Here is a 26,477-nt window from a genome sequence, read left to right as displayed (position 1 = left end):
GCCTGCTTATCCGCGCCGCCCACGCCCATCAATGCTGTAGCGCCCGGCTCCGGTGCAGGCCAGCAGCAGGAAGCCACCGGCCAGGCCCAGGTTCTTCAGGAACATGATCTGCTGGGTCTGATCGGCGAAGTTGTGGTGGAAGATGAAAGCGGTGACCAGGCTGAAACCTGCCAGTACGACCGCCACCAGCCGGGTCTGGAAGCCGAGCAGGATGCACAGGCCGCTGCCGATTTCGAAAGCGATGGTCGGCCAGAGCAGGATGCCGGGAACTCCCATTGCCTCCATGTAGCCCTGGGTACCACTGAGATCACCGAGCTTGCCCAGCCCGGAGACCAGGAACAGGGCCATCAGCAGGATGCGTGCAAGCAGGTAGGCGAGCGAATGCGATGAAGTGCTCACGTCGAGGTCCTCGGAGATGGCCGACGCAGGCGATCGGAGCCCACCGGCGGTGAAGCCCGTGTCTACGCGCCGGGCAGGGCGCCTTGACAGCTGCCGCGCTGCAGTAGACCTTTCCCGCATGACGATCGATATTGAATCGCTCAGCCTTCGCGAGCTGGGTGCCCTGGTGGTTGCCGCTGAACGGCGGAAACAGCTGATTTCCAGCCGCCGTCCGGCCAGTGCGGTGCGCCGGATGCTGAAGGCCGCCGCCGCCGAAGCCGGATACACCCTCGAAGAACTCTTTGGCGGCCAAGCCTCGGAAACACCTGCGCCCGCCCGCAAACCCGCCCGCCGTAAATCCGGCAAAGTCGCGCCCAAGTATCGCGACCCGGAATACAAGCGCCTGACCTGGACCGGTCGCGGGCGCATGCCGCGCTGGTTGGCGTCCAAGGTGTCGATGGGCCACAAGGTCACCGATTTCCTGATTCCTGGCTTGGCCAGGCCGACCGCTGGCAAGACCAGCACCATCGGCAAGCGGACCGTCATCAAGAAGGGATGAGGCTGCAGCACTGCTACCCTGCCTAGGTCTTTCAACCAAGGAGCACGGGATGGCACACGAGAGTGGCATGATGATCACGCCGAAAGTCCTGCACGCCGCGGCAGGCGCGGCCGTGCTGGTCAGCCTGCTGGCCTGGGCGGTGGAATGGAGCGGGATGGCCTATGTCTGCCCGTACTGCCGCGTGCAGCGCACGGTCATCGGCGTGCTCGGCCTGCTCACGCTGTTCGCGCGCCCGGGGAGCCTCATCGTGCCCTGGTTGTCGTACACAGCCGGTGGCTTCGCGTTCGTGGTCGCAGCGATGCAGCACTTCAACGGCTGGAAGCGCATTTCCGCCGGTGATTTCAGTTTCAACGCGCAGTGGTACATCGATCCGTGGCTGCTGTCCGGCTGCGCGATGCTGATCCTGGTGGCGCAGCTGATGCTGGTGCAGGCCGCCTGCCGGCGCAGCTTGCGCTGAGTATTTCCACGCATGGCGCGGAACTACCCGTTCTGGAATACCGCCAGCTGCGCAGCAAACGCGCGCTGATAGGCGGGACGCTGCGTTGCCCGTGCCACATAGGCCACCAGCAGCGGATACTCGTCAAGCAGCCCGCTGCTCTTCAGACGCAGCAGCACCGAAACCATCATCAGGTCGCCCACGCTGAAATCGCCGTCCAGCCACGGCGCGTTGGCCAGCCATGTTGACAGTTGCGCCAATCGCGCCCGAACCCGCTCATCCAGCATCGGCAGCCGCTGTCCGTACCACGGCTGCTCGCGCTCCAGCACCCAGGCCATGGAGCGCTCGACAATCGGCGGCTCTACCGTGTTCAGTGCGGCAAACAGCCACATGACCGCGCGCATGCGGGCATCCGGATCAACCGGGAGCAGGCCGGAATGTTGTTCGGCCAGGTGCAGGACGATCGCGCCGGATTCAAACAGGACCTGGTGGCCCTCCTGCCAGGTGGGAATCTGCCCGAACGGATTGCGTGCCAGGTGCGCGGGCTGCTTCAGCTCGGCAAAGCTGAGCAGCTGCACGTCATAGGGCACGTCCAGCTCTTCCAGCGCCCAGCGAACGCGCATGTCACGGGCCAGGCCCTGGCCGCGGTCGGGAGAGGTGGCGAAGGCGGTGAGGATGGCGGTCATGGCAGCAGTCCGCGTGGTGAGGGAAGGGCTTTGATGATCTGACGAGCGGGCGTCCCGGAAATCGACATCGATGGCGGCGCCCTGCACGTCACCTGCACGCGTCCTGCACGCACGTACCGCCGCCGATCCATCAGTCTGCCGGGGTCATCCGCAGAAACAGGTAGCAGGCATGAATACCCCCGGAAAACCGAAGCCCAGTTGGCGCCAGAGAAACGTACTGATGGGAGCGCTCGCCGCGGTCGTGGTGATCGTGCTGATCATCCTGTTCGTTCCCTGGTGAGGCTGGCCAGCACCGCTCGATGTGAGCCACGCGCCACTGTGGCGTGAAGCAGTCAGTGCGGGTTGGGTGAAGTGATGTGCATATCAATCGCTGCTCACCCGCGAACCACACGAGCATGTCCACAGTGGATCCGCAGGCAGCGCAGTCGAGGCTGCTTTTCTCCCCCTGAAACGAAGATACAGGAGCAAGGCCATGAGCACCCAGTCCACCATCGAACACCGCCTCAACGACCTGATCGAGATCGCCCGCGACGGCAAGTCGTTCTACGAAGAGGCCGCAACCAAGGTGAAGGATGCCGAGCTGTCGGCCTTGTTCACCCGCATCGCCGGCGTCAAGGGCCGCATCGTCGCGGCGCTGAGCGGTTCGGTGGCTGCCAGCGGCGGCAAGCCGGCCGAGCATGGCACCGTGGTGGGTTCGATGCAGCAGTTCTACGGCAAGGTCCGCGCCGCGTTCGGAGATACCAACTATGGCTACGTGGCCGAACTGGAAGAGTCCGAGGATCGCCTGCTGGGCGCGTTCAAGGATGTGCTGAAGGACAATGAACTGCCACCGGCGGTGCGCCAGGAAGTCACTCAGCTGTTGCCCGAAGTGCAGGAGTGCCACAACGTGATGCGCGCGCGCAAGCATGCGATGAAGGCGGCCTGACGATCAGCGGCGGCCCACTCCCCAGGGTCGCCGCGGCCGGGGCGGCACCGCTGCCCCGGCCACCCTGAACCGGTCGCTGCTACACTTGCATCGGTTCCGCACCGCCAACGATCAACACCATGAGCAACGGGAACGGTCCGCAGACAGTTCGCTGAGCCGCAACAACGATGCAGACGTTGTTGCGGTGATCATCCCTGCGATGCACGCGAAGTGGATGGATCGCCGCCGGATCACTCCGGGCGGAGACTCCCCATGTTCAATCGAAAGGCCCCGCGTTGGGCCCACCCGTTGCCGTCGGCCATTGTGCTGATGGCGCCGTTCGACCTCCTGGCCTCGCTGGCCATGGATATCTATCTTCCTGTGGTGCCGGTGATGCCGCAGGCACTGCAGACATCCCCGACGCTGGTGCAGCTCACGTTGAGCAGTTACCTGCTGGCGCTCGGGCTGGGCCAGTTGCTGTTTGGCCCATTGTCCGACCGCATCGGGCGACGCCCGGTCCTGTTGCTGGGGGCGTTGCTGTTCGCGCTGTCGTCGTTTGCGCTGGCCTTGTCCGGCAGCGGCGCCGCTTTTCTGGCCTGGCGAACCGTACAGGCGGTGGGAGCGTCGGCGGCATTGGTGGCGACCTTCGCCACGGTCCGTGACGTCTATGCCGATACACCCGAAGGCGCCTCGCTGTATGGGTTGTTCGCTTCGATGCTGGCCTTCGTGCCGGCGCTGGGGCCTGTTCTGGGCGCACTGCTGGCTGGTGCCGTCGGCTGGCGCGCGATCTTCGTTCTGCTCGGTGTACTGGGCACGATCGCCGGCCTGCGCGCGGTGCGGCATTGGCACGAAACCCGCCCGCAGTGCCATGACGGGGCGCGACCGGCGGCACGACGCATCCTCGGCAGCGGCGCGTTCTGGGTCTACACGCTGGGCTTCAGCGCGGGCATGGGCACATTCTTCGTGTTCTTCTCGGTCGCGCCCCGGTTGCTGGTCGGGCGCATGCAGTACTCGCCGCTGTCGTTCAGCCTGGCCTTCGCGACGGTGGCACTGGTGATGATCGTCACGGCGCGGATGGCGAACGCGTGCATTGGGCGCTGGAACGTGCGCGGTACCTTCCTGCGCGGCCTGTGGGTGATGGTGGCCGGGGCGCTGCTGATGGCGTCGGCCGCCGCGTGGCGTCCCTCGTTGATCGGCGTGGTGCTGCCCATGTGGGGCATCGCGGTGGGGCTGGTGATGGTGGTTTCAGTGGCTGCCAACGGTGCGCTGCGTGATTTCGCCGATGCGTCGGGTGCGGCAGTGGCCCTGTACTACGCAGTGCAGAGCCTTATCGTGGCAGGCATCGGCACGCTGGTGATCCTTGTGCTACCCGGCGATACCGTGTGGCCGCTGGTGGCCTATGGGTTGCTGCTGCCACTTGCCAGCCTGGCAGGTGCCGCCGCCCTGCGCCGTCGCGCATAGCGCTGGGGGTGGGCAAAAAAGGGGCGGCCGCAAGGCCGCCCCAACCCGTCAAGAGAACACGTGTTTAGAAGCGGATGGACCAGCGAGCACTGGCCCCATGGTCGCGGCTTTCACTGCCGAACTGGCCGCTGTAGCCCAGCTCCAGCTGCTGCCGCGGCGTCAGCCACGCCGACAGGCCCAGCTCGGCCACGACAGCGTTCTCGGCAATCGGTGCGCCTTCGACTGCAAAGGGCGTGCTGCTGTTGGCAAAGGCCAGGTTGGCCACCTGGCTGCGGTCTCCGAAGGCGCGGCGATAGCCCAGACCACCGCGCAGATGCAGCCAGCTGTCCTGCTGGAATGATGCCTTCAGGCCCTTGTCGAAGCGCAGCCCTGCGGTAGCGGTGGTGGTGCCGGTGTCGTCCACCTTGCCGTGCAGCGCCGCCGCGCCACCGCGCTCGTTGATCTGCTTGAGGTCCACTTCCACGCGAGCCACCTGCAGGTAGGGCTCCAACCCGCCTTCCGCGTTGCCGAAGCGATAGCCCGCTTCGATGAACGCTTGGCGCGCATGCGCGTTGTAGCGCGCGCTCAGGCTGTCACTGAAGCCGGCGAAGCCGACATCGCGCGTGCTCTTCACCTTGTGCTTGCTCCATGCCACGCCACCGCGCAGGCCGAAGCCGCCCCAGGCGTGGCTGGCATATGCGCCGACGTGCGTGTTGTCGATCTTCGACTTGGCACGGCGCTCCAGCTGCTTCACGTCGGTGCGGCCGGTACCGGCCAGCACGCCGACCTGCCAGCCATCGAACTCGCGGTCGATGCCCACCAGCAGGCCATTGCTGTTGGCATCGGTGCGCGCGGTGTTGCTGTTGCCATCCAGCCTGCTGTTGCCGCCCAGTGCCTGCACCCAGGCACCGGTGGCGTCACCCGTATCGGATCCCGGTGCGGTTGCGCCGGCACGGCGTGACAACGCAGCGTCACGGACATGACGGCTGCCTTCCACCAGCGCCAGCGAGGTGGCTGCGTGCAGCTCGCCGCTGAGGCCATCGAGTACGGCACCGACCTGCTGCGGGAACAGCTGTGTCAGCGGCTTGGGCAGGCCCTGGTTGATCGCCAGGCCATCGGCCGCCGCCGCAACCGCATGCTGGTTGGGCGTAGTGGCCGCACTGGCCAGCGATGCACCACGGGCCACGTCGATGTGTGCTCCGTTGGCGCCGTACGCCAGGCTGAACTGCAGGAACGGCGAGAACGCGCTGAAGTCGGTCTTCGCGAACTGCCCGTTGAGACCGCCGTCGGCGCGGATGAAATTGAACTGCTCGCCGAGGTAATAGGTGCCCGGCTCCGGCAGCGCGAGCAGGGTACCGCCCAGGGTGGCGGTGCCGGTCACGTGCAACTGGTCACTGCGCCCGCCTGGAGCAAGTTCGGCGGCATAGACGCCGGTTGCGCCCTGCACGTAGTTACCGTTGATGGTCAGCGTGCCGATTGAATTGCCGGGCGCGATGATGCCGTCGACTTGGGTGGTGCCGAGCGTACCGACACCCTTCAGCAGGCCGTTGGCACCGACCGTGGTGGTGCCGCCGGTCTGCGTGCCGTTGAAGGACACCACGCCGCCGTTGACGCTCAGGTTGCTGTCCTTCAGCACGGCGCTGGCGCTGACCGTACTCACGCCACCGGTAGTGGTCAGTGCGGTGGAGAACAGGCTGCCGTTGAGCAGGAACTGGCCGCCCTGCACTTCGACCGCCGCGGTAAGCGCGTTGGCGCCGTTCAGTTCCAGCGTACCGTCCTGAAGTACCGCGCCGTTGAAGCTGTTGTCACCGCTCAGGCGCAACCAGCCGATGCCGGACTTGGTCAGCTTGCCGGGGCCGCCGATGTCATTGGTCCAGTCATCCCAGGCATCGCCTTCCCACACCTTCAGGCCACCGGCCTTCTGGTTCATCACCACGTTGGTGTCCACGCGCAGCGAGCCGTAGCCTTCGATGGCCTTGCGCAGGTCCATCAGTCCCCAGCCGTAGATCTCGTCGATGCCGGGTGCGCCAAGATCACGCGCGGTGGTCAGCAGCACGTCGCGGACCTGCGCGCTGTCCAGATAGGGGAAGCGTTCGAACAACAGGCCCAGCGCACCGGTGACGTGCGGTGCAGCCATCGACGTGCCGCTGAGCAGCCCGTAGCTGTAGGTTGGCACGCGCTGGGTGACGTCGAGCGACAGGTTGCCGTTGGCATCAACGCCCAACGACGCCGCAACGGCGGAGTCATCGCCGTAGACCGTGGAGTTGATGTTGGAACCCGGGGCCGCCAGGCACCAGTTGGCGCTGAGCCCGCACTTGTTGGAGGTCAGGCTGAGGGTGAAATCCTGTCCAACGTTGACGACGCTGAGCCAGTATTTTTCGATGTCGGCGAAGGCACGCGGCAGGGTGGCGTACATGCCGGCGATCGGGCTGGCCGATACAGGAGCCGCAGCACCGCGCGCCGGCGAATTGCCTGCCGCCCAGACCTGGATCATTCCCCTGGCGCGTGATCCGTCTGCATAAGTGGCAAGGTAGTCGCGATAATCGGGATCGTTGTAGATCCGGTCCATCAGCACCGCATCGGGTTCCTTGCTCAGGCCCCAGCTGTGGTTGACCGCGCGCACGCCCTGGGCATTCATCTGCGCATACATGTCGACCACGGCGGACGAATCCGGCCCGACGCTGCCCAGCGAGACTACCGAATACCCGGTCGCCGTACGCTGCCATTCGCTGGCGCTGTTGAAGAACAGGCGGGCCACACTGAGATCGGCGCCGAAGGCCACGCCATGCATGCCGTTGCCATCACGGTTGGCAGCGATGGTGCCGGCAACATGGGTGCCGTGCACTTCGTAGCCGATACCGGGCTGTACATAGGGCCCCGCCAGGATCAGATCGCGGATGTTCTGCGGGACGTTTGCGTTGAACCCGACGTAGCTGACCTGCACGTCGTCGCCGTCACTTGAGAAGCAGGCGCCGGGGCCAGTGAGCTGTGCAGTGTTGGTGCAGCGCGTGCCATCGGCGAGCACGTCGGCGATGTGGATGCTGCGATGGTTCTTGCCAGCGAATTCCGGATGGTCCAGGCCGGTGCCACTGTCGAACACGCCAAGGCGGATGCCGGTGCCCGTCAGGCCACGCGCATAGGCGTCGTCGGCGTGGGTCGCCGCCAGGCCCCAGTCGGCGTTGAATTCCTCCGTGCGCCAACTGGCCGGATCACCTGCGTTACCGAGGAGCGACGTGCTGCTGGCTGCTGCCGTGGGTGTTGCGGCCGCTGCGTTGGCGCCGGCCGACGCGCTCGCCATCGACGTGGGCTGCGCCCATGCCGCCTGCAGTTGGCGCTGCTGCTGCCAAGCGTCGAGTGACTCGCTGGCCATGGCGGGAAGCGCTGCAGCCAGCAACAGCGAACTGGCCACGGCCAACGCCAGGCGGCTGTGCAGCGGGAAGCGGGAGTGGGACGAACAGCCGTGCTGCGGGTGATTCATCGGACAACATTCCTTGGTTGACGGACAACAACGCCGTTAACCCCGCAGCGCGCCAATCACCCCCAGTAGTGTGAAGGAATTTTTATGAACGCGTTAAGGTGGCGTGACGCCGGTGTTCACGTTGCCTCGCGGCTCCCCCGCTACCGTGAGCCGGCCTGGGCTCACCAGGCTTATCAGGGAGTGATGGTGATGCGTATTGTCAGGAAAGTGATCGTGGCGGCGCTGTTCGCGCTGGCGTGTACCGGTTCGGTGGCGGTGGCGGGCCCTGTCGAGCCTTGCGACGCGCCCTGCTGGCGGGCCTACCAGATGTGCCTGGCCAGTGGGGCCGACGCTGGGGAATGCCAGCAGGCGTACAACACCTGCGTGGTCGATCTGTGCATGGGCGTGTGAGTCGCGCCGATTGAGCCGTGTGGGAGCCCCGTCACTGACGGGGCTCTTCTGTTTCCGTGGAAGGTCGGGCAGTCTGGATGGGCCCTGTCCAACGGAAGCATGCCATGGCCGTCAAACGCGTCGTCGCCAACATCGCCACGGCTGAGCCGGAACGGGCCGCTGCCTTCTATGGCGAGCTGCTTGGCATGCCCGTGGTGATGGACCATGGCTGGATCGTCACCCATGGCGGGCAGGGCAGTGCGCTGGCGCAGGTCAGCTTTGCCAGTGAAGGCGGTTCCGGCACTGCGGTGCCGGACCTGTCGATCGAGGTGGACGACCTGCAGCAGGTGCTGGAGCGCATGCGTAAGGCCGGCATCGCGCTGGAGTATGGGCCGGTCGATGAACCCTGGGGCGTGCGCCGCTTCTTTGTCCGCGATCCATTCGGGCGGCTGTTGAACATCCTCGTGCACACCTGAGCAGGACGGTTCCAACGCCGCCTGCTACCCCGTGACAGGCCGACCCTGCGTGGCAATCGACATCACAGGGGCTGGCAGGACACGCGCGTGCGCTCATCGCGCAACCGGGCGCAATGCACGCCGCGCCGCGGATGCTTACGTGGTACCGCAGTGGCACGGCCGTCGGCGTAGGCTGGGCGATGGCATCGGCCGGTACCCTGGCCCAGCTTGTGGCTGCAGGATGGCACCGCCGACGGGAAACGGCCTGGCCGCGTGATGATCACTTCTGCTGGCGGTGCGGAGCCTCTCCACCATGCTCGATCTGCTGCTGCTGCTGCTGCTGTTGCTGCTGGCGCGCGTTGGCGTGGCGCGCGTGCCCACCCTCGCGCCCGATCGCGGCCATGTGCTGCCGATCACGGCTGATCGCCTCGCCGCCCTTGCGGCCTGCCGCACGTGCCTCATCGCGGCTGAACTCATGCGCATTGCCGGAGGCATGCGCCGCACGTCCGCCTTTGGCAGCGATCGCGCGCTGCTTGGCTTGGTCCATCGAGGCGAAGCCCCGGTTGGAGCGGTGATTCTGCTCAGTCATGGGAAGTATCCTTCTGCATGGGCGGCGCCGTGGTCGGCGACAGTGCCAATGCTTGGCCAGTGCGTGCTAAGCCGAGGTCGCCATCCCCGCCGTGGTCTTCACCCGGCATGCGCACGTGGTTGATGAGTCCGCCATTCAGGCGGATGCCAGGACCACCACCACCGGCGAACACGCGGGGTGTCGCCGACGCACTGCATCAGCGCAGGCGGGCGTCGCGCAGGCGTTGCGCGAACGGTCGTTGCTCCAGCACCTTCAATGCCTCACGCAGCACCTGTTCCAACGACTGTCCAAGATCGGCGTCGAGACTGCGGGCCGCTAGCGCCGTAGCCTGCCACTGCGCCTGCAGCGCCGGCAATGCCTGCAGGGCGTGCGGGCTCAACTGCAGGATGCGTTCGCGGCTGTCCTCGCCCACCGCAGCGTGCAGCCAGCCGTCGCGCACCATCGCTGAAACCGTCTGGCTGAGCGCGGAGTGGCTGAGCCCGCAGGCCAGTGCCAGATCCTTGATGCGGCAGGGGCCCTGCACCATCAGCGTGCGCAGCACCGGGGTGTAGCGCGGCCGGTAGTCCAGTTGCAGATCCCGGTAGGCCTGCTCGACCGCCGGGTCGAGCTGGTCGAGCAGGGCACGCAGCAGCGTTCCCAGAGTTGCACGTTGGAGATCCATGATGACAATGATATATAAGCACTTATATATCATCAAGGCGACGGAGGCGATCATGACGGTTTCGTGGATGCTTGGCGCGTTGCTGGCGGCCGCCTGCCCGGCGCAGGACGCCGTGCTGCAGGCAGCGGCCACGGCGATAGAGGCGCAGTACCTGGATGCGGCCGAAGGCGCACGCATTGCCGAAGCCGTGCGCGGCTGGTCCACCCAGCAGCGCTATGTGGACAGCTGCTCGGATCCGAAGGCTTTCAGCGCACGCCTGAACCAGGACCTGGACACGTTCGATGGCCACTTCCATGTAGAGCGCGTGGACGCAACGGCCGGCCAGGACGACTGGCTGATGGCATGGCGCGCGGATGCGCGCAGCAATGGCGCTGGCGTGCGCGAGGTACGGGTGCTGGAGGGCAACATCGGTTACCTGCGGCTGAGTACATTCTATCCGCTGGATCTGGCCCGGCCGAAACTCGCCGCCGCCCTCGAGCTGCTGGCCGACACCGATGGCCTGGTGCTGGATCTGCGCCAGAACGGCGGCGGGGATGACGGCAGTGCCGACCTGCTGGTGCGCACGCTGTTGGACGCGAAGATCGACGCGGTGCAGCAGTTGGACCAGCGCGGGCGGCGCACGCTGGTACCACTGCCGCCGGCAAGCCTGCCCACTTACCTGAAGCCGCTGGTCGTGCTGATCGATCGCCGCACCGCGTCGGCTGCCGAGTTCGTCGCCTACTCGCTGCAGGCGCTGGGCCGTGCACGCATTGTCGGCACGCGCAGCGGCGGCGCTGCACACATGGTCGATGATCCTGTGCTGCTGCCGGATGGCTATCAGATCAGCATTCCCGATCGGCAGCCGATCAATCTAAATACCGGAACCAACTGGGAACGCACCGGTGTCACGCCCGACGCGGCAGGCGGTGACGATCCGCTGTTCGTCGCGCGGCAGCTGCTGGCCCGATCGGCCTCGCGGGAATGAACGCACAATTGCAATTGCGCCCTATCGCAGATGACATGCAGCGTGCCTAGAATCGAAGCATCCCGGTAGTTCCCGGGCGCTTCGAGTGAATGGACTCAATGAAGATTCTGCTGACCGGCAGTTCCGGGCGGATCGGGCGCGCGATCTTCGGCGCATTGGCGGCCTCCCACGAAGTGGTGGGGCTGGATCGCAGCCCATTCGCCACCACCCGCATCATTGCCGATGTCACCGATCACCAGGCTGTCGCACGGGCGGTGCAGGGCGTTGACGCGGTGATCCATACCGCCGCCCTGCACGCACCCCACGTCGGCCTGGTGCCGGACGGGGTGTTCCACCAGATCAACGTGGAGGCGACCGCGCACCTGCTGCAGGCCGCACGCGAAGCCGGGGCGCGGCGATTCGTGCTGACCAGTACAACCGCGCTGTATGGCCACGCCGTGGTCGCCGGTGGCTGCCGTTGGATCGATGAAGACACCGAGCCGTTGCCGCGCACGATCTACCACCGCACCAAGCTGCAGGCCGAAGCACTGGCCGAAGCCGCTGCGGCGCCGGCCTTCAGCGTGCGCGTGCTGCGCATGGCCCGCTGCTTCCCCGAGCCGCCCGAGCGCATGGCGATGTTCCGCCTGCACCGCGGTATCGACGCACGTGATGTAGCCAGCGCGCATGCTGCACTGCTGCTGGACGAAGGCGCCGCTTTCGCGCGTTACATCGCGTGCGCTCCGACGCCGTTCCGGCGTGAGGATTGCCTGGAGCTGGCCACCCACCCGCGCAGCGTGCTGGCACGCCGCGCGCCACAGCTGCTGGCCGAGTTCGAACGACGGGGCTGGCCGCTGCCGTTGAGCATCGATCGCGTCTACGACAGTGCCCGCCTGCGCAGCGTGCTGGGCTGGCAGCCGCGCTTCGGCCCGGACGACGTGCTGCAGCAGTACGCCGCCGGCAGCATCGAGGTGCTGCCAAGGGCGGAGTGGATCAAGGATCGGGTCGCCGAATGAGATGGTCGCAGGGGGCGGGGCACCGAGCCCACCCTGAGCAGGTTCAGGAATGTGCAGGCCGCTGGCCTCAATCTCGATGGCGGCCGGCCGCTAAACCCGGTGTGCCTCGTGCACCGGGCGCGGCCCGGCGGCCGGTGGCCTGCGCGACGGATCGCGCGCCTGCGCGGTGTCCTCGTGACGCCGGTCGTCCTGAATTGCCTTGCGGACCCTCCCATGCCTTCTTCCCGCTCCGCCACTGCCCAACGCCCGGGCAGCATCGCCCACAAGCTGATGCTGGGCACCGCTGTGATCGCGCTGCTGTGCTTCGGCCTGACCGCGTTCCTGATCTACCGGCAGGCCAGCGCCAGTCTGATCAGCGCCTCGCGCCAGACCATGACCAGCGAGGCCAACGCCGAGGCGCGCCAGGTGGCGGCTGACCTGGGCACCGCCTTTGCCAGCAACGATGCCATGGTTGAAAGCGTGCTGGCCCAGCGTGCCCGTGGCGACGTGCCCGACCGCGCCAGCCTGGCGGCGGTGCTCGGCGAACAGCTGCGTGCTCATCCGCAATGGCTCGGCAAGAGCACCATGTGGGAGGCCGATGCCTTCGACGGCAAGGATGCGGAGTTCGTCAATAGCGAAGCTCACGATGCCACCGGCCGTTACATGAGCTACTGGGCCTGGCAGGACGGCAAGCCGCAGCAGTCGGTGATGACCGATTACACCGAGACCGCCAGCGGATCGGGCGACTGGTACATGGGGCCCAGCCGTGACAAGCTGCCCAAGGTCAGCGAACCCTACGCCTATGACATCGCCGGCCAGAAGGTGCTCATGAGCACCCTGAGCACGCCGATCATCGAGAACGGCAGATTCCTGGGCGTGTTCACCGTGGACTTCTCGCTGGCGGCGTTGCAGAAGCACCTGGCCACGCTGAAGCCGATGGGGGCCGGTCGTGTCGAACTGCTGTCGCCGAAGGGTGTGGTGCTGGCCTCGGCCAATGCCGCCGAGATCGGCAAGCCGCGCAGCGACGCGCAGACCCGCAGCATGCTGGCCGACATTGCCGCCGACCGTCGGTTCGAGGCCTTCACTCCGGATGCGGCCGGCAATGTGCGGGTGTATGTACCGCTGCGGGTCGGCGATGCGCCGCAGCGTTTTGCCCTGGGCGTGGTGATGCCGCACGCGGTGATCGTGGCTGAGGCACGCCAGCTGCTGTGGCTGACCCTGCTGGTCGGCGTGATCGCCGCGCTGAGCCTCAGCGCCGGTGTCCATGTACTGCTGCGCCGCCTGGCAATCCGCCCGTTGGCCGAAGCGGTGCGCGTGGCCGGTGATGTCGCCGCCGGCAAGCTGGACAGCACGCTGCCGGCGCGCAGCAACGACGAAGTGGGGCGCCTGCTGGACGCGATGCAGGGCATGCGTGGGCAGTTGCAGTCAGTGATGGCTGCGCAGGCCGAAATGGCGCGCCGCCACGATGCCGGGGAGCTCAGCTACCGCATGGATGCTGCGGCGTTCCCGGGCGAGTACGGCCGCATGGTGGCCGACAGCAACCAGCTGGTGGCCTCCAGCAATGCGGTCACCCAGCGCCTGGTCGAGGTGATGCAGCGCTACGCCGTGGGCGACCTCAGCGTGGACATGGAAGCGCTGCCGGGCGAGAAGGCGGCATTCACCGCCGCGATGGCAACCACCAAGGGCAACCTGGCTGCGATCAACGAGCAGATCCAGCAGCTGGCCGCCGCCGCCGCTGCCGGTGATTTCGCCGTGCGCGGTGATGCGTTGCGCTTCGAGCATGATTTCCGCCGCATGGTGGAGACCTTGAACACAATGATGCAGGTCAGCGACCACAACCTGGCTGCACTGTCTACGCTGCTGCGCGCGATCGCCGCCGGCGACCTCACTGCGCGCATGCAGGGTGAGTTCCACGGGGTGTTCGCGGTGATGCGCGACGATGCCAACAGCACCGTGCAGCAGCTGACTCAGATCGTCGGACAGATCCAGCAGTCGGCGGCCAGCATCCGCCTGGCCGCTGGCGAGATCGCGGCCGGCAACAGCGACCTGTCGCGCCGCACCGAACAGCAGGCCGCCAATCTGGAAGAAACCGCCGCGTCGATGGAGGAACTGACCTCCACCGTGCGCCAGAATGCCGACCACGCGCTGCAGGCCAACATGCTGGCCGGTTCCGCAGCGGGCGTGGCCAGCGAAGGGGGCGAGGTGGTCAGCCAGGTGGTGCAGACGATGCAGCAGATCGAAGCCTCGTCGCAGCGCATCGCCGAGATCATCTCGGTGATCGATGGCATTGCGTTCCAGACCAACATCCTGGCATTGAACGCGGCGGTGGAAGCCGCGCGCGCCGGCGAGCAGGGCCGTGGCTTCGCCGTGGTTGCCAGCGAAGTCCGTGCGCTGGCGCAGCGCTCAGCGGGTGCCGCCAAGGAGATCAAGGAGCTGATCGACGCTTCGGTGGCACAGGTCGGAGCCGGTGCGCAGCTGGTGCACGGTGCCGGACGCACCATGCAGGACATCGTCGGTCAGGTCGGCCGCGTCAATGAGATCATGGCCGAGATCTCGGCCGCCTCGCGCGAACAGTCGGCCGGCATCGAGCAGGTCAACCAGACCGTGGTGCAGATGGACGAAACCACCCAGCAGAATGCTGCACTGGTGGAGGAAGCCAGTGCAGCAGCCCGCGCGATGGAGGAGCAGGCCGAGCAGCTGGCGGTGGCGGTGTCGCGCTTCCGCCTGCAGGCCGGGCCGATGGCCACGGCACGCCGCGCGGCCTGAGCCAGAGAACGAAGACGCCCGGCGGGGGCCGGGCGTCGCTTGCATCCTTGCCGCGCATCCCTGCGCAGGTCTGATGGCTCAGAACATGCCTTCAAACGGGTTCCAGCTGGTGCGCCCTTCCACCTTCTCCAGGTAGTAGCTGTAGTTGGTGCTGGAGGCGACCAGCAGGTTCATGGCGATGAACAGCATGCGCCCGACAACGTCGGGAAGGAACATGGTGATGATGGCCAGTACGATGTTGATGCCGATCACCACCAGTGCCTTGCGCCACATGCCAAGGATCAGCAGGTAGATGGCGCCGAAGAACAGCGCGAAGAAGTTCAGGTTGATCTTCAGGCGGTCACCAAAGGACAGCGCCTTCCAGGCCTGCTTGAAGCCGGGGTTCTTGGGGGCGCCGTGCTGGCGGAAGAAGTTGAAGCGGAACTGCCACTTCGGGCTGAACTGGGACAGGTCAGTGGTATTCATTGGGGAAACATCCCTGTGAGAAAACGTTTTCATGATAGGACAAGTCCTATTCAGGATCCAAGCGCTGCCGTCAAAAATGTGACGCCTGCCTTGTTCCGACGGCTGCGGCCCGGCGCCGCACCGTCACCCGCCCGCCTTGTTTTTAGGTTAGGGTGCGCAGTTCCGCTGCCGCCGCGGTTGACCCCGGCGGCGGCGGGATGTCCATGGAGGTTGCATGACCACAGCTGCTACACCGGAAAACGCACCGGGGCCGGTGCTCCTGCCGACACCTGAAGTGGTGCAGGCACAACAACTGCTCGCGCGCCAGCAACTGGCGGTGGCGATGGACCGTGCGCGCACGGCCGCCACGCGGGACGCGGCGCCGGCCGCGCTGGAAAGCGAGTAATCCGCCACCGTTGATCGCGCTGGCATCACGCCAGCGCGATCACGGCGCGCGCGGGGCTCAGAACCGTGCGGTCATGCTGAGGAAGTAGCTGCGCCCAGCGACGAAGTAGTCGGTGGAGCCTTCGGCATACAGCGTCTTGTCGGCCAGGTTGCTGATGCCACCGCGCAGGGTCAGCACCTCGTTGACGTTAAGCGCTGCGGTCAGGTCATACAGCGTGTAGGCCTTGAGGAAGGTCGTCGCCGTGCCGGTCTGCCTGCCGGTGTACTGCGCCGACAGGCTGCTGGAAAACACCGTGTTGGGCGTCCAGTCCAGCGACGAATAGCCGGAGAATTCCGGCGTATCGATCAGGTTGCGGCCGGTAGTCAGGTTCTTGGCTTCCTTCATCCAGGTTGCCGAGGTGCGCCAGCGCCAGTGCTCGCCGAAGCGGAAATTGAGGTTGCCTTCCATGCCGCTGGTGCGTGCGCGCTGCACGTTGCTCATCCGTGTCCACCAGATGCCGTTGAACCTGCCCAGCGGTGCGTACTCGATCTTGTTCCTGAAGTCGGTGTGGAAGTAGGTCAGGCCGGCATCGACCAGGTCGTTGCCAAAGCTGATGCCGATCTCGCGGTTGGTGCTGGTTTCCGGGTCCAGGTCCGGGTTTCCGGCCATGTAGCAGCCGCCACGGGTATAGCCCAGCGGGATCAGCGAGGTGCAGCCACGGCCCCCGGACTGGGTGGCGGCGCTGGGCGAGTTCTCGGTCAGGCTGGGCGCGCGGAAGCCCTTGGAAACGCCACCGCGGATGGTCCATTGCTCGGCCGGATGCCAGACCAAGTAGGCGCGCGGGCTGACGTGGCCACCGAACTTCTCATGGTGGTCCAGGCGCGCGCCCAGGGTCAGTGCCAGGGTGCGGTGCAGCTTCAGTCCGTCTTCTACGAACAGGGCCCAGGTATCCACTTCCAGATCGGAACCGCTGACGGCATTGCCGGCATAGTCGATCGGCGCGCGGCCGATGGTATCGGTGTTGGTCAGTTCCTGGCGCTTCCACTGGCCGCCCACGGCAAACTGGTGTTCAACGCCGAGGGTGAACGGCGTGGTCAGGTTGCCCTCGATGATCGTATCTGTTGCTTCGGAACGGCCGGTAGCACCGATGTTGTTCCTGTACTCGGTCCAGTACGCACTGATCTTCGAATTGCCGAAGCTCCACTTGCCATCGTGGTTGAGCGCCAGCGAGCTGCGTTTGAGCTCACTGGCACCCCACGCGCTTTCATCCTGCTTTTCCAGCGACGCATCGATGAAGGCCTGCTGCACGCCATGGCCGGCTTCCAGCGACAGCGCCTGTGCGTCGCTCAGGTTCCACTGCAGCAGCGCGTCGACATTGCGGTCCTTCTCGCCCGCATAGGCATTGCCGTAGACACCGCCGTTGGAGCGGTCCGAATCGCGGCGCATGCTGTTGGCGCCGATGCGCAGGCCAAAGCGCTCGCCGAGCGGGCCGGAGAACGTTGCGCCGATCTGCTGGGTATCGCCGCGCTTGCCGTCAGCGGGGCGGGTGTAGCTGTGGGTGGCGCTGCCGCTCCAGTCATCACCGATGCGCTTGGTGATGATGTTGATCACCCCGCCCATGGCATCGGAGCCATACAGCGACGACATCGGCCCGCGCACCACTTCGATGCGTTCGATCTGCTCCGGCGAGATCCAGTTCAGATCCTGACGGCCGAGGTCGGGGCGGTAGTTGGTCGACGCCGAGCTGCCCATGCGCTTGCCGTCCACCAGCACCAGCGTGTAGTTCGACGGCATGCCGCGCAGCTTGATCTTGGACTGCTCGCCGACCGCGCTGAGGCCACCGGTCACGCCCGGCACACGGCTGAGCAGGGTGGCCAGGTCGTGCACCGGCTGACGTTCGATGTCCTCGCGGCTGATTACGCTGATGCTGGCCGGGGCATCCTTGATCCATTGCTGGTTGCCCGAGGCGGTAACCACCACGGTATCCAGATTCGTGGTGGAGGCATCGGCGCTGGCCTCTGCGGCAGCCATGCCGGGCAGGCCAAGCAGGCAGGCGGCGGCCAGGGCGCTGGCCAAGCGGGTGCGCGGCGGGCGCGCGGGACGGGAACGGGACAGGGGCATGATGGCTTCCATCGGAGGAGGGAGACCCGATGGAGGCAGCAGGCGCACGCAGACAGCGGGCAGCTCCCTTCCATGGGTCGTACGGCGCCGGGGCTGGAACCGGCGCAGCTGGGTGGGTTTTGACCGTGCGGACGACGGCAACCTGCCTGGTTCATGAAATGATAACCGTTCGCATTTGTTACGATCCAGCACAGGAGGCGACGAGGTGACATCCGATACCTGGCTGCCAGACTCGCCTGCTGTTTGCTGAATGGGGATAAATCCCGGCGTAGGCCTTCGCACCCGGCTTACATCCGGCGCCCTAGACTGGGCCGCATTTTCGATTCCGCCCTGTTGGAGATCGTGTGGGTTCCGGTAGTGACAGACAGCGACTGCGCGGCGTGAGGCCGACGCAGCCAGGACAAGTGCGGGCGCCGGGAAAGCGCGCCGGGAACCTTGGTGCATGCAGCCCGGCCGGGATGGCCGGCCGTGCCGACCGCGCGGAGTAGGCGGCAATGGGGGTGCAGACCATCCATGCGGAAGCGGATACGCCCCGGCTTGATGCCGGCTGGGCGCTGCTGCCGGTGGAATCGCCGTTGCAGATGCCCGAGCAGACCCTGCGCGAGGGCCATCTGAAGGTTCGACGCCACCGCACCTCGCCGCGGCTGATCGGCCTGCGCCGGTTCTACATCTTCGGCGGCACGCTGGCGATGACCGCCATCGCTACCCGGATGATGTGGCGGGTGCTGTCGGCCAACGGCATCAGCGTGCTTGAAGCCTGCCTGCTGGTGCTGTTCGTCGGCCTGTTCGCCTGGATTGCGCTGTCGTTCGCCAGTGCCGTGGCCGGCTTCCTGACGGCGGTGTTCGACCGGGGTTACCGGCTGGGCATCGATCCGGACAAGCCGCTGCCTACGGTACACAGCCGCACCGCGCTGCTGATGCCAACCTACAACGAAGACCCGCGCCGCCTGCTGGCGGGCCTGCAGGCGATCTACGAGTCGGTGGCGGCCACCGGCCAGCTCGACCGCTTCGACTTCTTCGTGCTCAGCGACACCCGCCGCGAGGACATCGCCGGTGCCGAGGAACAGGTGTTTGCCGAACTGCGCGAGCGTGTACCTGATGGCCGGGTGCGGCTGTTCTACCGCCGCCGTGGCGACAACAGTGGGCGCAAGGCCGGCAACATCGCCGACTGGGTGCGCCGCTTCGGCGGCGCCTACCCGCAGATGCTGATCCTGGACGCCGACAGCCTGATGACCGGCGACAGCATCGTGCGCCTGGTGGCCGGCATGGAACACAACGCCGACGTCGGCCTGATCCAGACCCTGCCGTCGGTGATCGGTGGCCGTACCCTGTTCGCGCGCATGCAGCAGTTCGGTGGCCGCGTGTACGGGCCGGTGATTGCGCGTGGCGTGGCCTGGTGGCATGGCGCCGAGAGCAACTATTGGGGCCACAATGCCATCATCCGCACCCGCGCCTTCGCAGACCACGCCGGCCTGCCAGCGCTACCAGGACGCAAGCCGTTCGGCGGCCATGTGCTCAGCCATGACTTCGTCGAAGCGGCGCTGATGCGGCGTGGTGGCTGGGCCGCGCACATGGTGCCCTACCTGGGTGGCAGCTACGAGGAAGGCCCTCCGACACTGACTGACCTGCTGGTGCGCGACCGCCGCTGGTGCCAGGGCAACCTGCAACACGGCAAGGTGGTCGGCAGCCGTGGCCTGCACTGGATCAGCCGCACGCACATGCTGATCGGTATCGGCCATTACTTCACCGCGCCGATGTGGGCGATGCTGATGCTGATCGGCATCGCCATTCCATTGTTCCAGGAAGGCATTGATTTCAACGCCCTGCTGCACCTGTCGCCCAGCGTTTACTGGCGCGCACAGGACGAAGAACAGGTGGTTCGCCTGTTCGCTGCCACCATGGCCGTGCTGCTGCTGCCCAAGGTGCTGGGGTACCTGGCAATGCTTCTGGAGCCGGTCGACCGTCGTGGCTGTGGTGGCGCGATCCGCGCGTTCGTTTCGATGCTGGTGGAAACCGTACTGGCCGCGCTGATGGCGCCGGTGGTGATGTACGTGCAGTCGCGCGGCGTCGCCGAAGTGCTGTCCGGGCGCGATTCCGGCTGGGACGCGCAGCAGCGTGACGACGGTGGTATCTCGTGGCTGGCGCTGATCCGCGGCTATGGCGGCCTCGGCGTATTCGGTGCCTTCATGGGCGTGCTGGCCTGGGCCGTATCGCCGTCGCTGGCCGCGTGGATGGCGCCGGTGGTGATCGGCATGGTGCTGGCGGTCCCGGTGGTGGCGCTGACGTCATCGCGCGGGCCGGGTACCTTCCTGCATCGGCTTGGCCTGCTCGATATCCCCGAAGAGAACATCCCGCCGCCGGTGCTGGTACGCGCTGCACAGCTGCGCCGGGAAGCGGCCGAACAACCGCCGCTGTACTGATCGCCCTGCGGCAGCGGCATAATGCGGCTCGAACTTGAAGGAGCCACATCATGCTGCAAACGGTGGAACAGGAAACCGGCGCCTCGCCGCAGTGGTCGGTGATCTGGCTGCACGGCCTTGGCGCCGACGGTCACGACTTCGCGCCGATCGTGCCGGAGCTGGTGCGTCCGCACTGGCCAGCGCTGCGCTTCGTGTTCCCGCATGCGCCGGTGCGGCCGATCACGATCAACAACGGCGTGCCGATGCGCGGCTGGTACGACATCGTCGGCATGGATTTCCGCTCGCGCGCCGACATGGCCGGCGTGCAGGACTCGGTACTGCAGCTGGATGCGCTGATCGCGCGTGAGATCGAGCGCGGCATCGCTCCGGAGAAGATCTTCCTGGCCGGTTTCTCGCAGGGTGGGGCGATCATCCTGACCGCCGCACTGTCACGCACGGCGCCACTGGCCGGCCTGATTGCACTGTCCACCTACCTGCCCGAGGCCGAGAGCGCCAAGCGCGCTGACGGTGCGGTGCAGGTGCCGGTGTTCATGGCCCATGGCAGCAGCGACCCGGTGATTCCGCAGGCGGTGGCCGTACACAGCGCGCAGGCCCTGCAGGCGATGGGCCTGGAGGTGGAGTGGCATAGCTATCCGATGGCCCACCAGGTCTGCGCCGAAGAAATCCAGGCGCTGGGTGACTGGTTGCAGGAACGCCTGGGCGCTGCCTGAGCCATGTCACCGGCCAGCGCCCCGCCGTGGATGCCGGAACTGTGCCGCCTGCCGCGGCTGGCGGCGATGCTCGGCCTGGCCGAGCTGGTGGTGGTGGTACTGGCGCTGGCGCCCGACGGTAGCCGTCACTGGACCTTCGGCGAACTGCTGTCGGCCAGCGGCTTCGCGTTGTGGCTTGCGCTGGCGGTGACCGCCAGCCTGTGCCTGCTGCGGCAGGCGCTGTCGAGGCTGCCGCAGGTGCTGGGGGCTGTGGCGGCCATCGCACTGGCGACACTGATCGCGGTGATCTGCGCCGGCATCGTGCATGCGCTGTACGCGGTGCTGGGCGACAACTTCGCCCGCGGCATCAGCTTCTGGCGCTTCACGCTGGGCAGCGCGGCCACCACCGCGCTGATCACCGCGCTGGCCCTGCGCTATTTCTACGTGAGTGACCGCTGGGCCGCGCAGGTGCAGGCCAACGCACGCGCACAGGCCGATGCGCTGCAGGCGCGGATCCGCCCCCATTTCCTGTTCAACAGCATGAACCTGATCGCCAGCCTGCTGCATCGCGATCCGGCGGTGGCCGAGCGTGCGGTGCTGGACCTGTCCGATCTGTTCCGTGCTGCCCTAGGCGCGGGCGAGGGCGATTCCACCCTGCGTGACGAATGCGAGCTGGCCGAGCGCTACCTGTCGATTGAATCACTGCGCCTGGGCGAGCGTCTGCAGGTGCGCTGGCTGCGCGATGAGCCGCTGCCCTGGAATCTTCCCCTGCCTCGCCTGGTACTGCAGCCGCTGGTGGAGAACGCCGTGCTGCATGGCATCTCGCGGCTGCCCGAGGGCGGCACCATCGAGCTGCAGCTGGTGCGCGAGGGCAACGAGCTGCAGATCCGCGTGCGCAACCCGGCGCCCGACCCGCAGGCGCCCGGACTGGCCCTGGCGCGCGGTGCCGGCCATGCCCAGCACAGCATCGGCCATCGGCTGGCCTGGCGTTTCGGCAGCGCCGCGCGGATGACGGCTGGCTGGAGCGAGGGCTACTATGCCTGCCAGGTGACAGTGCCGATCCAGTGAGGGAGCGATCGTGAGGGTAGTCATCGCCGATGACGAACCGCTGGCGCGCGAGCGCCTGCGCAGCCTGTTGTCCGCGCAGGACGGCGTGGTCGTGGTGGCCGAGGCCGGTAACGGCGAGCAGGCCCTGCACGCGTGCGCGGAGCTGCAGCCGGACCTGGTCCTTCTGGATATCGCCATGCCCGGGCTGGATGGCCTGGAAGCGGCCCGTCATCTGGCCAGCTTCGAACCCCGGCCGGCGGTGGTGTTCTGCACCGCCTACGATGCGCATGCGCTGTCGGCGTTCGAGGCTGCGGCGATCGACTATCTGATGAAACCAGTGCGCGCCGAACGCCTGGCGGCGGCGATTGCACGCGCACGCACGTTCCTGGCCGGCCGTGATGGCCAGCCGCAGGACCATCGTGGGCAACAGGCACGGAGCATGCTGTGCGCACGCCTGCGCGGCAGCCTGCGGCTGATTCCGCTGGACGACATCCACTACCTGCAGGCCGAAGAGAAGTACGTGGTGGTGCACCACGCACGTGGAGAAGACTTGATCGAAGAGTCACTGAAGTCGCTGGAAGAGGAGTTCGCCAGCCGCTTCATCCGCATCCATCGCAACTGCCTGGTGGCACGCCATGAGCTGGTGGAGCTGCGTCGTGGCACGGGCGGCCAGGTGCAGGCGATGCTGCGCCATGGCAAGCAACCGCTGGAAGTCAGCCGCCGCTGCGTGGCGACGCTGAAGCAGGAACTGCGGCATCTGTGAGGTTTCCGCGCGGCCTGCGGCCGCGACTGCTGTGAAATCAACAGCAACAGCAACAGCAACGGCGGGTTGGTCGGCTCGTTGGTGCTACGTACTGGGTCGGGCCGAGGTGGGGTGGCGGGACACGCTGCAAGTACATCCCTGTAAGCTCGATGGCGCCTTGCTCGTGTGCGCTGTCCTGCGCACACGGCAAGACCGGGGTTGGGCGTCCTGCCCAACCCGCCCGAGGCATGCCTCGCGCCCATGGCGCCAACGGTCCCGCCACCCCACCCCGACCGGCCAAGCGCGGCTGTTGCTTTCACGACCCCTCCGCCAGCCACGAGGGGCTCCGCCGTTGGCCGTATCCGCGCCGAAGGCGCGATAATGACCGGATGGAAACCGTCCGCATCGCCACCCGCAAGAGCCCGCTCGCCCTCTGGCAGAGCGAACACGTCGCTGACCGCCTGCGCCAGGCCCATCCCGGCCTGCATGTGGAACTGGTGCCGATGAGCACCCGCGGTGACGAGGTGCTCGACCGCTCGCTGGCCGCGATCGGTGGCAAGGGCCTGTTCCTGAAGGAACTGGAGCTGGCCATGCTGCGCGGTGAGGCCGACTGCGCCGTGCATTCTTTGAAGGACGTGCCGATGGAACTGGACGAGCCGTTCGCGCTGCCGGCAATCCTGCCCCGACACGATCCGGCCGATGGCTTCGTCTCCAACCTGTACGCCTCGCTGGACGCGCTGCCGATCGGCGCGCGGGTCGGTACCTCGTCGCTGCGCCGCCAGGCCCAGCTGCGCGCGCTGCGCCCGGACCTGGAGCTGCTCGACCTGCGCGGTAACGTCAACACCCGCCTGGCCAAGCTCGACAACGGCGGCTACGACGCCATCGTGCTGGCCGTGGCCGGCCTGGAGCGCCTGGGCCTGGGTGAGCGCATCGTCGCGCGCCTGCAACCGCCGCAGTGGTTGCCGGCCCCGGCGCAGGGCGCGGTGGCGGTGGAGTGCGATGGCGGCAATGCGCACCTGAGGGCGCTGTTCGGCCAGCTTGATGACGCGGCTACCCGTGCCTGCGTGGAAGCCGAGCGGGCAATGAACCGTGCGCTGCATGGCAGCTGCCATGTGCCGGTGGCGGCCATCGCGCAGTGGCAGGGCGACGACCTGCACCTGCAGGGGCTGGTTGGCAGCGCCAGCGATGGCCGTGCGGTGCGTGCCGAGGCGGTGGGCCCGGCCAATGCCCCGGAAGCGCTGGGCCAGCGCGTGGCGAACATGCTGCTGGACGATGGCGCCGGCGAACTGCTGAACGCCTGAGCCCCGATGTCTGTAGAGCCGAGCCATGCTCGGCTGCTCTTCGCCGGGAAAATCCCGGGCTTCGCGCTCAAGTCGAGCATGGCTCGACTCTACAAAAACGAAACGGGCGCCCCGGCGCCCGTTCTGCTTATTTGAACTTGTAGACCACGTTCATCGTGGTCAGCGTATCGGTCTTGCGCTTGTCGACAGCGACGTCGCTGTTGTAACGCGCCTGCCAGCCGGCCTTCAGCGCCAAGTGCTCGTTCATGCTCACCGACACGCCGAAGTCGTTCTGGCCGAAGGTGTTGTACGAACCGGATTCGACCAGCAGCGTGTTGACCAGGTCGGTGTTGTCGGTCAGCGAGTACTTCATGTCGAACAGGCCGCGGCCGATCATGCCGGTGCGGGTGCGGTCGTCCTCGGTGCTGTGGGTGCGGCGCACACCGGGACCGATCTGCGCGTCGAACGAGAAGCGCTCGGTGTTCCACAGGCGGGTGCCGTAACCCAGGCCGAACGAGCTCTGGCGGTCGTAGGTGGCGAAGTCGTCGCGCTCGGTACGCACCGTGGCCGTCAGCTGGCGGTGCTCGCCCAGCTGCAGCGCGCTGCCGGCACTGCCGGTGTAGCGATTGGCCGTGGTGTTGTTGCGGCGGGTGGTGGTGCCGTCATCGCGGGTCTCGGTCACCTTGGAGCTGGAGCGCAGGCCGGCCAGGTCCATGCTGTGAACCCAGTCGCCGTCGGTGTAGCGAAGGCGCAGGCGGCCGTTGAAGCTCTCGGTGCTGCTGTTGCCGCGTGCCGAAGCGAAGCCGAGCTCGCCGCCACTGCCGCTCCACGGCGAGGACATCGCCGCCAGTTCGGAGGCATCCTGTGCGTACGCGAGCGGCGCGCACAGCAGCAGGGGGATCAGCAGGGACACGCGCAGGAACATCGGGACTACTCCGAAGCGGTTGACAGCCGGTGATGATACTGGAAGCGTGATGGCGGTCCGAATCGATCCAAACGCCCGCTTCAGCAGACGTTGCCGCGACCGCCCATTCAGGGCAGATCGACGCGCAACGCCGGGTCGTTGAAGCGCGAATAGCGCAGCCGCAACTGGAAACTGCGGCCATTGCTGCTGCCGCTGCGCACGATCTGGCGTGGCAGGCCCTGGGCATCCACCCAGTACTCCAGGCGTTCACCGGGCTGGCTGCCGCGCAGCCGGTAGTGACGGGTCTCGACCCCGTCCAGCGCCTGGCTGCCGAGGTCCTCGGCCTGCAGGTCGGCGGGCAGGGCGTCGGCCGGCAGCGGGTTGCGCCACTGCTCGAGCAGGCCGGGCGGGGCCGGCACCTGGCGGATCGCACCGTCGGCCTGCAGGAACAGGGTGTCGCCGATGATGGTCTGCGGACCGGCCGGCGTCTCCACCCGGAAGCGGTCGGGGGCGACGAAGTCCATGGCGCTGCGTACCCGCTGCGGCGCGCCCAGCACCTCCAGTTCGGCGTGGAAGCTGCGCAGGGCCGCAAAGCGTTGGCTGGCGCCCAGTACGACCTGGGCCGGATCGGCCGCGGGCACGGGGGCTTCGGTACTGGCCGGCGCCGGTGCGCGATCGCAGGCAGCCAGCAGCAGGCAGGCCAGCAGGGACAGGGCAGGCAACCGGCGCATCGGGCATTCCATGGGGTGGGGGCGACCACGATAGCCCAAACGTCCCACACAAGACCCGCGACTCGGACATAATCGGGGGCATGGACCGATACGAACGCATCACCGCCCTGCATCGTCTGCTCAAGTCCGCGCGCTATCCGGTGACGGTGGCGACCCTGCAGGACAAGCTCGGTTGTTCCCGTGCCACCGTCTACCGCGACCTGGCCTTCCTGCGCGATGCGCTGATGGCACCGATCGAGGGCGACGGCGAAGCAGGCTTCCGTTACCAGGCCGACGAGAGCGACCGCTTCGAACTGCCTGGCCTATGGCTCAGCTCGGAGGAGCTGCATGCCCTGCTGGCTTCGCAACACCTGCTGGCGCGCACCGGCGGTGGCGTGCTGTCTTCGGTGCTGGCGCCGCTGCAGCAGCGCATCGAGAGCCTGCTGGCGGCCCAGGCGGGCGTGTCCAGCTGGCCGGTGGACCGCGTGCGGGTGATTCCGCACCGTGGCCGCAAGTTTGACGAAGGCAGCTTCCGCAGCGTTGCCTCGGCCGTGCTGGAGCGTCGCCAGCTGGCATTCGAGTACCGCGCCCGTTCCACCGACGAGCCGACCAAGCGTACCGTCTCGCCGCAGCGCCTGACCCACTATCGCGACAACTGGTACCTGGATGCCTGGGACCATGACCGCGAGGCGCTGCGCAGTTTCGCCGTGGACCGCATCCACAAGGCACGGGTGATCGACAGCACCGCCCGCGATGTCGCCGACAGCGAGCTGGACGAGCAGCTCGGCGCCAGCTATGGCATTTTTTCTGGTGCGCCGAAGGGCTGGGCGACCATCCTGTTCAGCGCCAAGGCCGCGCGCTGGGTGGCCGACGAGCACTGGCATTCCAAGCAGCAGGGCCGCTTCCTGGCCGATGGCCGCTACGAACTGAAGGTGCCGTACAGCGTCTCGCGCGAGCTGCTGATGGACGTGCTGCACTATGGTTCGGATGCCGAGATCATCGAGCCGGTGATGCTGCGCGAGCAGGCCAAGGCGCTGCTCGAGCTGGCCCTGAGCAACTACGAAAAATCCTGACACTCC

Annotated in this window: 25 protein-coding genes; 16 read left to right on the top strand and 9 right to left on the bottom strand. The window is 66.9% G+C overall.

The annotated features are described in order from the left end of the window. Positions 1-6 precede the first annotated feature (6 nt). Positions 7-399 (bottom strand): DoxX family protein, encoded by a 393-nt coding sequence (locus AC5P8J_RS13030; RefSeq protein ID WP_019660763.1) that lies wholly within the window; start codon positions 397-399, stop codon positions 7-9. Positions 400-517: 118 nt separating this feature from the next. Here AC5P8J_RS13030 and AC5P8J_RS13025 point away from each other — a divergent pair, with 118 nt between their 5' ends. Continuing rightward, positions 518-937, top strand: coding sequence for an H-NS family nucleoid-associated regulatory protein (locus AC5P8J_RS13025; protein WP_164143984.1), 420 nt, complete (start codon positions 518-520; stop codon positions 935-937). Positions 938-986: 49 nt separating this feature from the next. Continuing rightward, positions 987-1,394, top strand: a complete 408-nt coding sequence (locus tag AC5P8J_RS13020; protein ID WP_019660761.1) for a hypothetical protein — start codon at positions 987-989, stop codon at positions 1,392-1,394. Between the two features lie 23 nt (positions 1,395-1,417). Here the strand turns inward: AC5P8J_RS13020 and AC5P8J_RS13015 are convergent, their stop codons facing one another. Then, positions 1,418-2,059 carry a glutathione S-transferase family protein gene (locus tag AC5P8J_RS13015; RefSeq protein ID WP_495216854.1) on the bottom strand — a complete coding sequence of 214 codons (642 nt, stop codon included), beginning with the start codon at positions 2,057-2,059 and terminating at the stop codon, positions 1,418-1,420. 472 nt (positions 2,060-2,531) lie between these two features. On the opposite strand from AC5P8J_RS13015, the gene AC5P8J_RS13010 reads away from it, so the two are divergent. Together AC5P8J_RS13010 and cml are read left to right on the top strand one after the other, a co-directional pair. Beyond that, positions 2,532-2,984, top strand: a complete 453-nt coding sequence (locus AC5P8J_RS13010) for a PA2169 family four-helix-bundle protein (protein WP_005419568.1) — start codon at positions 2,532-2,534, stop codon at positions 2,982-2,984. Between the two features lie 252 nt (positions 2,985-3,236). After that, complete coding sequence (gene cml, locus AC5P8J_RS13005; RefSeq protein WP_134735044.1) at positions 3,237-4,424, top strand: CmlA/FloR family chloramphenicol efflux MFS transporter; 1,188 nt, start codon at positions 3,237-3,239, stop codon at positions 4,422-4,424. A gap of 64 nt (positions 4,425-4,488) precedes the next feature. On the opposite strand, the gene AC5P8J_RS13000 is transcribed toward cml, so the two are convergent. Beyond that, positions 4,489-7,881, bottom strand: a complete 3,393-nt coding sequence (locus AC5P8J_RS13000) for an autotransporter domain-containing protein (protein WP_495216853.1) — start codon at positions 7,879-7,881, stop codon at positions 4,489-4,491. A 189-nt stretch (positions 7,882-8,070) separates the two neighbouring features. Here AC5P8J_RS13000 and AC5P8J_RS12995 point away from each other — a divergent pair, with 189 nt between their 5' ends. Beyond that, a complete protein-coding gene (locus AC5P8J_RS12995; protein WP_134735042.1) occupies positions 8,071-8,271 on the top strand; it encodes a hypothetical protein in 201 nt (66 codons plus the stop codon). 104 nt (positions 8,272-8,375) lie between these two features. Further along, positions 8,376-8,726, top strand: coding sequence for a VOC family protein (locus AC5P8J_RS12990; protein ID WP_019660756.1), 351 nt, complete (start codon positions 8,376-8,378; stop codon positions 8,724-8,726). Positions 8,727-8,985: 259 nt separating this feature from the next. On the opposite strand, the gene AC5P8J_RS12985 is transcribed toward AC5P8J_RS12990, so the two are convergent. Both AC5P8J_RS12985 and AC5P8J_RS12980 read right to left on the bottom strand, forming a co-directional pair. Continuing rightward, positions 8,986-9,294: a KGG domain-containing protein gene (locus tag AC5P8J_RS12985; protein ID WP_288041336.1), complete on the bottom strand. Its 309-nt coding sequence runs from the start codon at positions 9,292-9,294 to the stop codon at positions 8,986-8,988. 196 nt (positions 9,295-9,490) lie between these two features. Beyond that, positions 9,491-9,955 (bottom strand): MarR family winged helix-turn-helix transcriptional regulator, encoded by a 465-nt coding sequence (locus AC5P8J_RS12980; protein ID WP_019660754.1) that lies wholly within the window; start codon positions 9,953-9,955, stop codon positions 9,491-9,493. A gap of 52 nt (positions 9,956-10,007) precedes the next feature. Here AC5P8J_RS12980 and AC5P8J_RS12975 point away from each other — a divergent pair, with 52 nt between their 5' ends. The 3 genes from AC5P8J_RS12975 to AC5P8J_RS12965 all read left to right on the top strand — a co-directional run bounded on the left by AC5P8J_RS12975 (position 10,008) and on the right by AC5P8J_RS12965 (position 14,656). Next, entirely contained in the window at positions 10,008-10,919 is a 912-nt protein-coding gene (locus AC5P8J_RS12975) for a S41 family peptidase (RefSeq protein ID WP_495216852.1), read from the top strand. Between the two features lie 98 nt (positions 10,920-11,017). Beyond that, positions 11,018-11,911, top strand: a complete 894-nt coding sequence (locus tag AC5P8J_RS12970; protein ID WP_019660752.1) for an NAD-dependent epimerase/dehydratase family protein — start codon at positions 11,018-11,020, stop codon at positions 11,909-11,911. 213 nt (positions 11,912-12,124) lie between these two features. Next, positions 12,125-14,656 carry a methyl-accepting chemotaxis protein gene (locus tag AC5P8J_RS12965; RefSeq protein ID WP_021204098.1) on the top strand — a complete coding sequence of 844 codons (2,532 nt, stop codon included), beginning with the start codon at positions 12,125-12,127 and terminating at the stop codon, positions 14,654-14,656. 78 nt (positions 14,657-14,734) lie between these two features. On the opposite strand, the gene AC5P8J_RS12960 is transcribed toward AC5P8J_RS12965, so the two are convergent. After that, positions 14,735-15,121 carry a DUF2628 domain-containing protein gene (locus AC5P8J_RS12960; RefSeq protein ID WP_019660750.1) on the bottom strand — a complete coding sequence of 129 codons (387 nt, stop codon included), beginning with the start codon at positions 15,119-15,121 and terminating at the stop codon, positions 14,735-14,737. Between the two features lie 214 nt (positions 15,122-15,335). Between AC5P8J_RS12960 and AC5P8J_RS12955 the strand changes: the two genes are divergently transcribed. Further along, a complete protein-coding gene (locus AC5P8J_RS12955; RefSeq protein ID WP_021204097.1) occupies positions 15,336-15,506 on the top strand; it encodes a hypothetical protein in 171 nt (56 codons plus the stop codon). Positions 15,507-15,563: 57 nt separating this feature from the next. Here AC5P8J_RS12955 and AC5P8J_RS12950 read toward each other — a convergent pair whose 3' ends face one another. Further along, positions 15,564-17,606 carry a TonB-dependent receptor domain-containing protein gene (locus tag AC5P8J_RS12950; RefSeq protein ID WP_111101746.1) on the bottom strand — a complete coding sequence of 681 codons (2,043 nt, stop codon included), beginning with the start codon at positions 17,604-17,606 and terminating at the stop codon, positions 15,564-15,566. Between the two features lie 494 nt (positions 17,607-18,100). Between AC5P8J_RS12950 and mdoH the strand changes: the two genes are divergently transcribed. The 5 genes from mdoH to hemC all read left to right on the top strand — a co-directional run bounded on the left by mdoH (position 18,101) and on the right by hemC (position 23,805). Beyond that, on the top strand, positions 18,101-20,026 hold the full coding sequence (mdoH, locus tag AC5P8J_RS12945) for a glucans biosynthesis glucosyltransferase MdoH (protein WP_019660748.1): 1,926 nt from the start codon (positions 18,101-18,103) through the stop codon (positions 20,024-20,026). A 50-nt stretch (positions 20,027-20,076) separates the two neighbouring features. Continuing rightward, the gene (locus tag AC5P8J_RS12940) at positions 20,077-20,736 is read left to right on the top strand and encodes an alpha/beta hydrolase (protein WP_019660747.1); all 660 of its coding nucleotides are present in this window, start codon (positions 20,077-20,079) and stop codon (positions 20,734-20,736) included. Between the two features lie 3 nt (positions 20,737-20,739). Further along, positions 20,740-21,783: a sensor histidine kinase gene (locus tag AC5P8J_RS12935; protein ID WP_021204095.1), complete on the top strand. Its 1,044-nt coding sequence runs from the start codon at positions 20,740-20,742 to the stop codon at positions 21,781-21,783. 10 nt (positions 21,784-21,793) lie between these two features. Further along, a complete protein-coding gene (locus tag AC5P8J_RS12930) occupies positions 21,794-22,525 on the top strand; it encodes a LytR/AlgR family response regulator transcription factor (protein WP_019660745.1) in 732 nt (243 codons plus the stop codon). Positions 22,526-22,893: 368 nt separating this feature from the next. Then, positions 22,894-23,805 carry a hydroxymethylbilane synthase gene (gene hemC / locus AC5P8J_RS12925; protein ID WP_111099183.1) on the top strand — a complete coding sequence of 304 codons (912 nt, stop codon included), beginning with the start codon at positions 22,894-22,896 and terminating at the stop codon, positions 23,803-23,805. A gap of 127 nt (positions 23,806-23,932) precedes the next feature. Here the strand turns inward: hemC and AC5P8J_RS12920 are convergent, their stop codons facing one another. Both AC5P8J_RS12920 and AC5P8J_RS12915 read right to left on the bottom strand, forming a co-directional pair. Then, a complete protein-coding gene (locus AC5P8J_RS12920; protein ID WP_019660743.1) occupies positions 23,933-24,709 on the bottom strand; it encodes a DUF481 domain-containing protein in 777 nt (258 codons plus the stop codon). A 107-nt stretch (positions 24,710-24,816) separates the two neighbouring features. Then, positions 24,817-25,419 carry a LolA-like protein gene (locus AC5P8J_RS12915; RefSeq protein WP_021203868.1) on the bottom strand — a complete coding sequence of 201 codons (603 nt, stop codon included), beginning with the start codon at positions 25,417-25,419 and terminating at the stop codon, positions 24,817-24,819. 80 nt (positions 25,420-25,499) lie between these two features. Here AC5P8J_RS12915 and AC5P8J_RS12910 point away from each other — a divergent pair, with 80 nt between their 5' ends. Beyond that, on the top strand, positions 25,500-26,471 hold the full coding sequence (locus tag AC5P8J_RS12910) for a helix-turn-helix transcriptional regulator (protein ID WP_019660741.1): 972 nt from the start codon (positions 25,500-25,502) through the stop codon (positions 26,469-26,471). The last annotated feature ends 6 nt before the right edge of the window (positions 26,472-26,477 follow it).

The organism is Stenotrophomonas sp. YJH_SMC_37, from assembly GCF_059370035.1.
The sequence above is the reverse complement of the archived record's forward strand: the minus strand, read 5'-3'. Positions and strand labels throughout refer to the sequence as shown.

Excerpts from the sequence above, each read along its gene's own strand:
- AC5P8J_RS13025 (WP_164143984.1), top strand. The coding sequence starts at position 518 with ATGACGATCGATATTGAATCGCTCAGCCTTCGCGAGCTGGGTGCCCTG.
- AC5P8J_RS13020 (WP_019660761.1), top strand. The coding sequence starts at position 987 with ATGGCACACGAGAGTGGCATGATGATCACGCCGAAAGTCCTGCACGCC.
- AC5P8J_RS13015 (WP_495216854.1), bottom strand. The coding sequence starts at position 2,059 with ATGACCGCCATCCTCACCGCCTTCGCCACCTCTCCCGACCGCGGCCAG.
- AC5P8J_RS13010 (WP_005419568.1), top strand. The coding sequence starts at position 2,532 with ATGAGCACCCAGTCCACCATCGAACACCGCCTCAACGACCTGATCGAG.
- cml (WP_134735044.1), top strand. The coding sequence starts at position 3,237 with ATGTTCAATCGAAAGGCCCCGCGTTGGGCCCACCCGTTGCCGTCGGCC.
- AC5P8J_RS13000 (WP_495216853.1), bottom strand. The coding sequence starts at position 7,881 with ATGAATCACCCGCAGCACGGCTGTTCGTCCCACTCCCGCTTCCCGCTG.
- AC5P8J_RS12995 (WP_134735042.1), top strand. The coding sequence starts at position 8,071 with ATGCGTATTGTCAGGAAAGTGATCGTGGCGGCGCTGTTCGCGCTGGCG.
- AC5P8J_RS12990 (WP_019660756.1), top strand. The coding sequence starts at position 8,376 with ATGGCCGTCAAACGCGTCGTCGCCAACATCGCCACGGCTGAGCCGGAA.
- AC5P8J_RS12985 (WP_288041336.1), bottom strand. The coding sequence starts at position 9,294 with ATGACTGAGCAGAATCACCGCTCCAACCGGGGCTTCGCCTCGATGGAC.
- AC5P8J_RS12980 (WP_019660754.1), bottom strand. The coding sequence starts at position 9,955 with ATGGATCTCCAACGTGCAACTCTGGGAACGCTGCTGCGTGCCCTGCTC.
- AC5P8J_RS12975 (WP_495216852.1), top strand. The coding sequence starts at position 10,008 with ATGACGGTTTCGTGGATGCTTGGCGCGTTGCTGGCGGCCGCCTGCCCG.
- AC5P8J_RS12970 (WP_019660752.1), top strand. The coding sequence starts at position 11,018 with ATGAAGATTCTGCTGACCGGCAGTTCCGGGCGGATCGGGCGCGCGATC.
- AC5P8J_RS12965 (WP_021204098.1), top strand. The coding sequence starts at position 12,125 with ATGCCTTCTTCCCGCTCCGCCACTGCCCAACGCCCGGGCAGCATCGCC.
- AC5P8J_RS12960 (WP_019660750.1), bottom strand. The coding sequence starts at position 15,121 with ATGAATACCACTGACCTGTCCCAGTTCAGCCCGAAGTGGCAGTTCCGC.
- AC5P8J_RS12955 (WP_021204097.1), top strand. The coding sequence starts at position 15,336 with ATGACCACAGCTGCTACACCGGAAAACGCACCGGGGCCGGTGCTCCTG.
- AC5P8J_RS12950 (WP_111101746.1), bottom strand. The coding sequence starts at position 17,606 with ATGCCCCTGTCCCGTTCCCGTCCCGCGCGCCCGCCGCGCACCCGCTTG.
- mdoH (WP_019660748.1), top strand. The coding sequence starts at position 18,101 with ATGGGGGTGCAGACCATCCATGCGGAAGCGGATACGCCCCGGCTTGAT.
- AC5P8J_RS12940 (WP_019660747.1), top strand. The coding sequence starts at position 20,077 with ATGCTGCAAACGGTGGAACAGGAAACCGGCGCCTCGCCGCAGTGGTCG.
- AC5P8J_RS12935 (WP_021204095.1), top strand. The coding sequence starts at position 20,740 with ATGTCACCGGCCAGCGCCCCGCCGTGGATGCCGGAACTGTGCCGCCTG.
- hemC (WP_111099183.1), top strand. The coding sequence starts at position 22,894 with ATGGAAACCGTCCGCATCGCCACCCGCAAGAGCCCGCTCGCCCTCTGG.
- AC5P8J_RS12920 (WP_019660743.1), bottom strand. The coding sequence starts at position 24,709 with ATGTTCCTGCGCGTGTCCCTGCTGATCCCCCTGCTGCTGTGCGCGCCG.
- AC5P8J_RS12915 (WP_021203868.1), bottom strand. The coding sequence starts at position 25,419 with ATGCGCCGGTTGCCTGCCCTGTCCCTGCTGGCCTGCCTGCTGCTGGCT.
- AC5P8J_RS12910 (WP_019660741.1), top strand. The coding sequence starts at position 25,500 with ATGGACCGATACGAACGCATCACCGCCCTGCATCGTCTGCTCAAGTCC.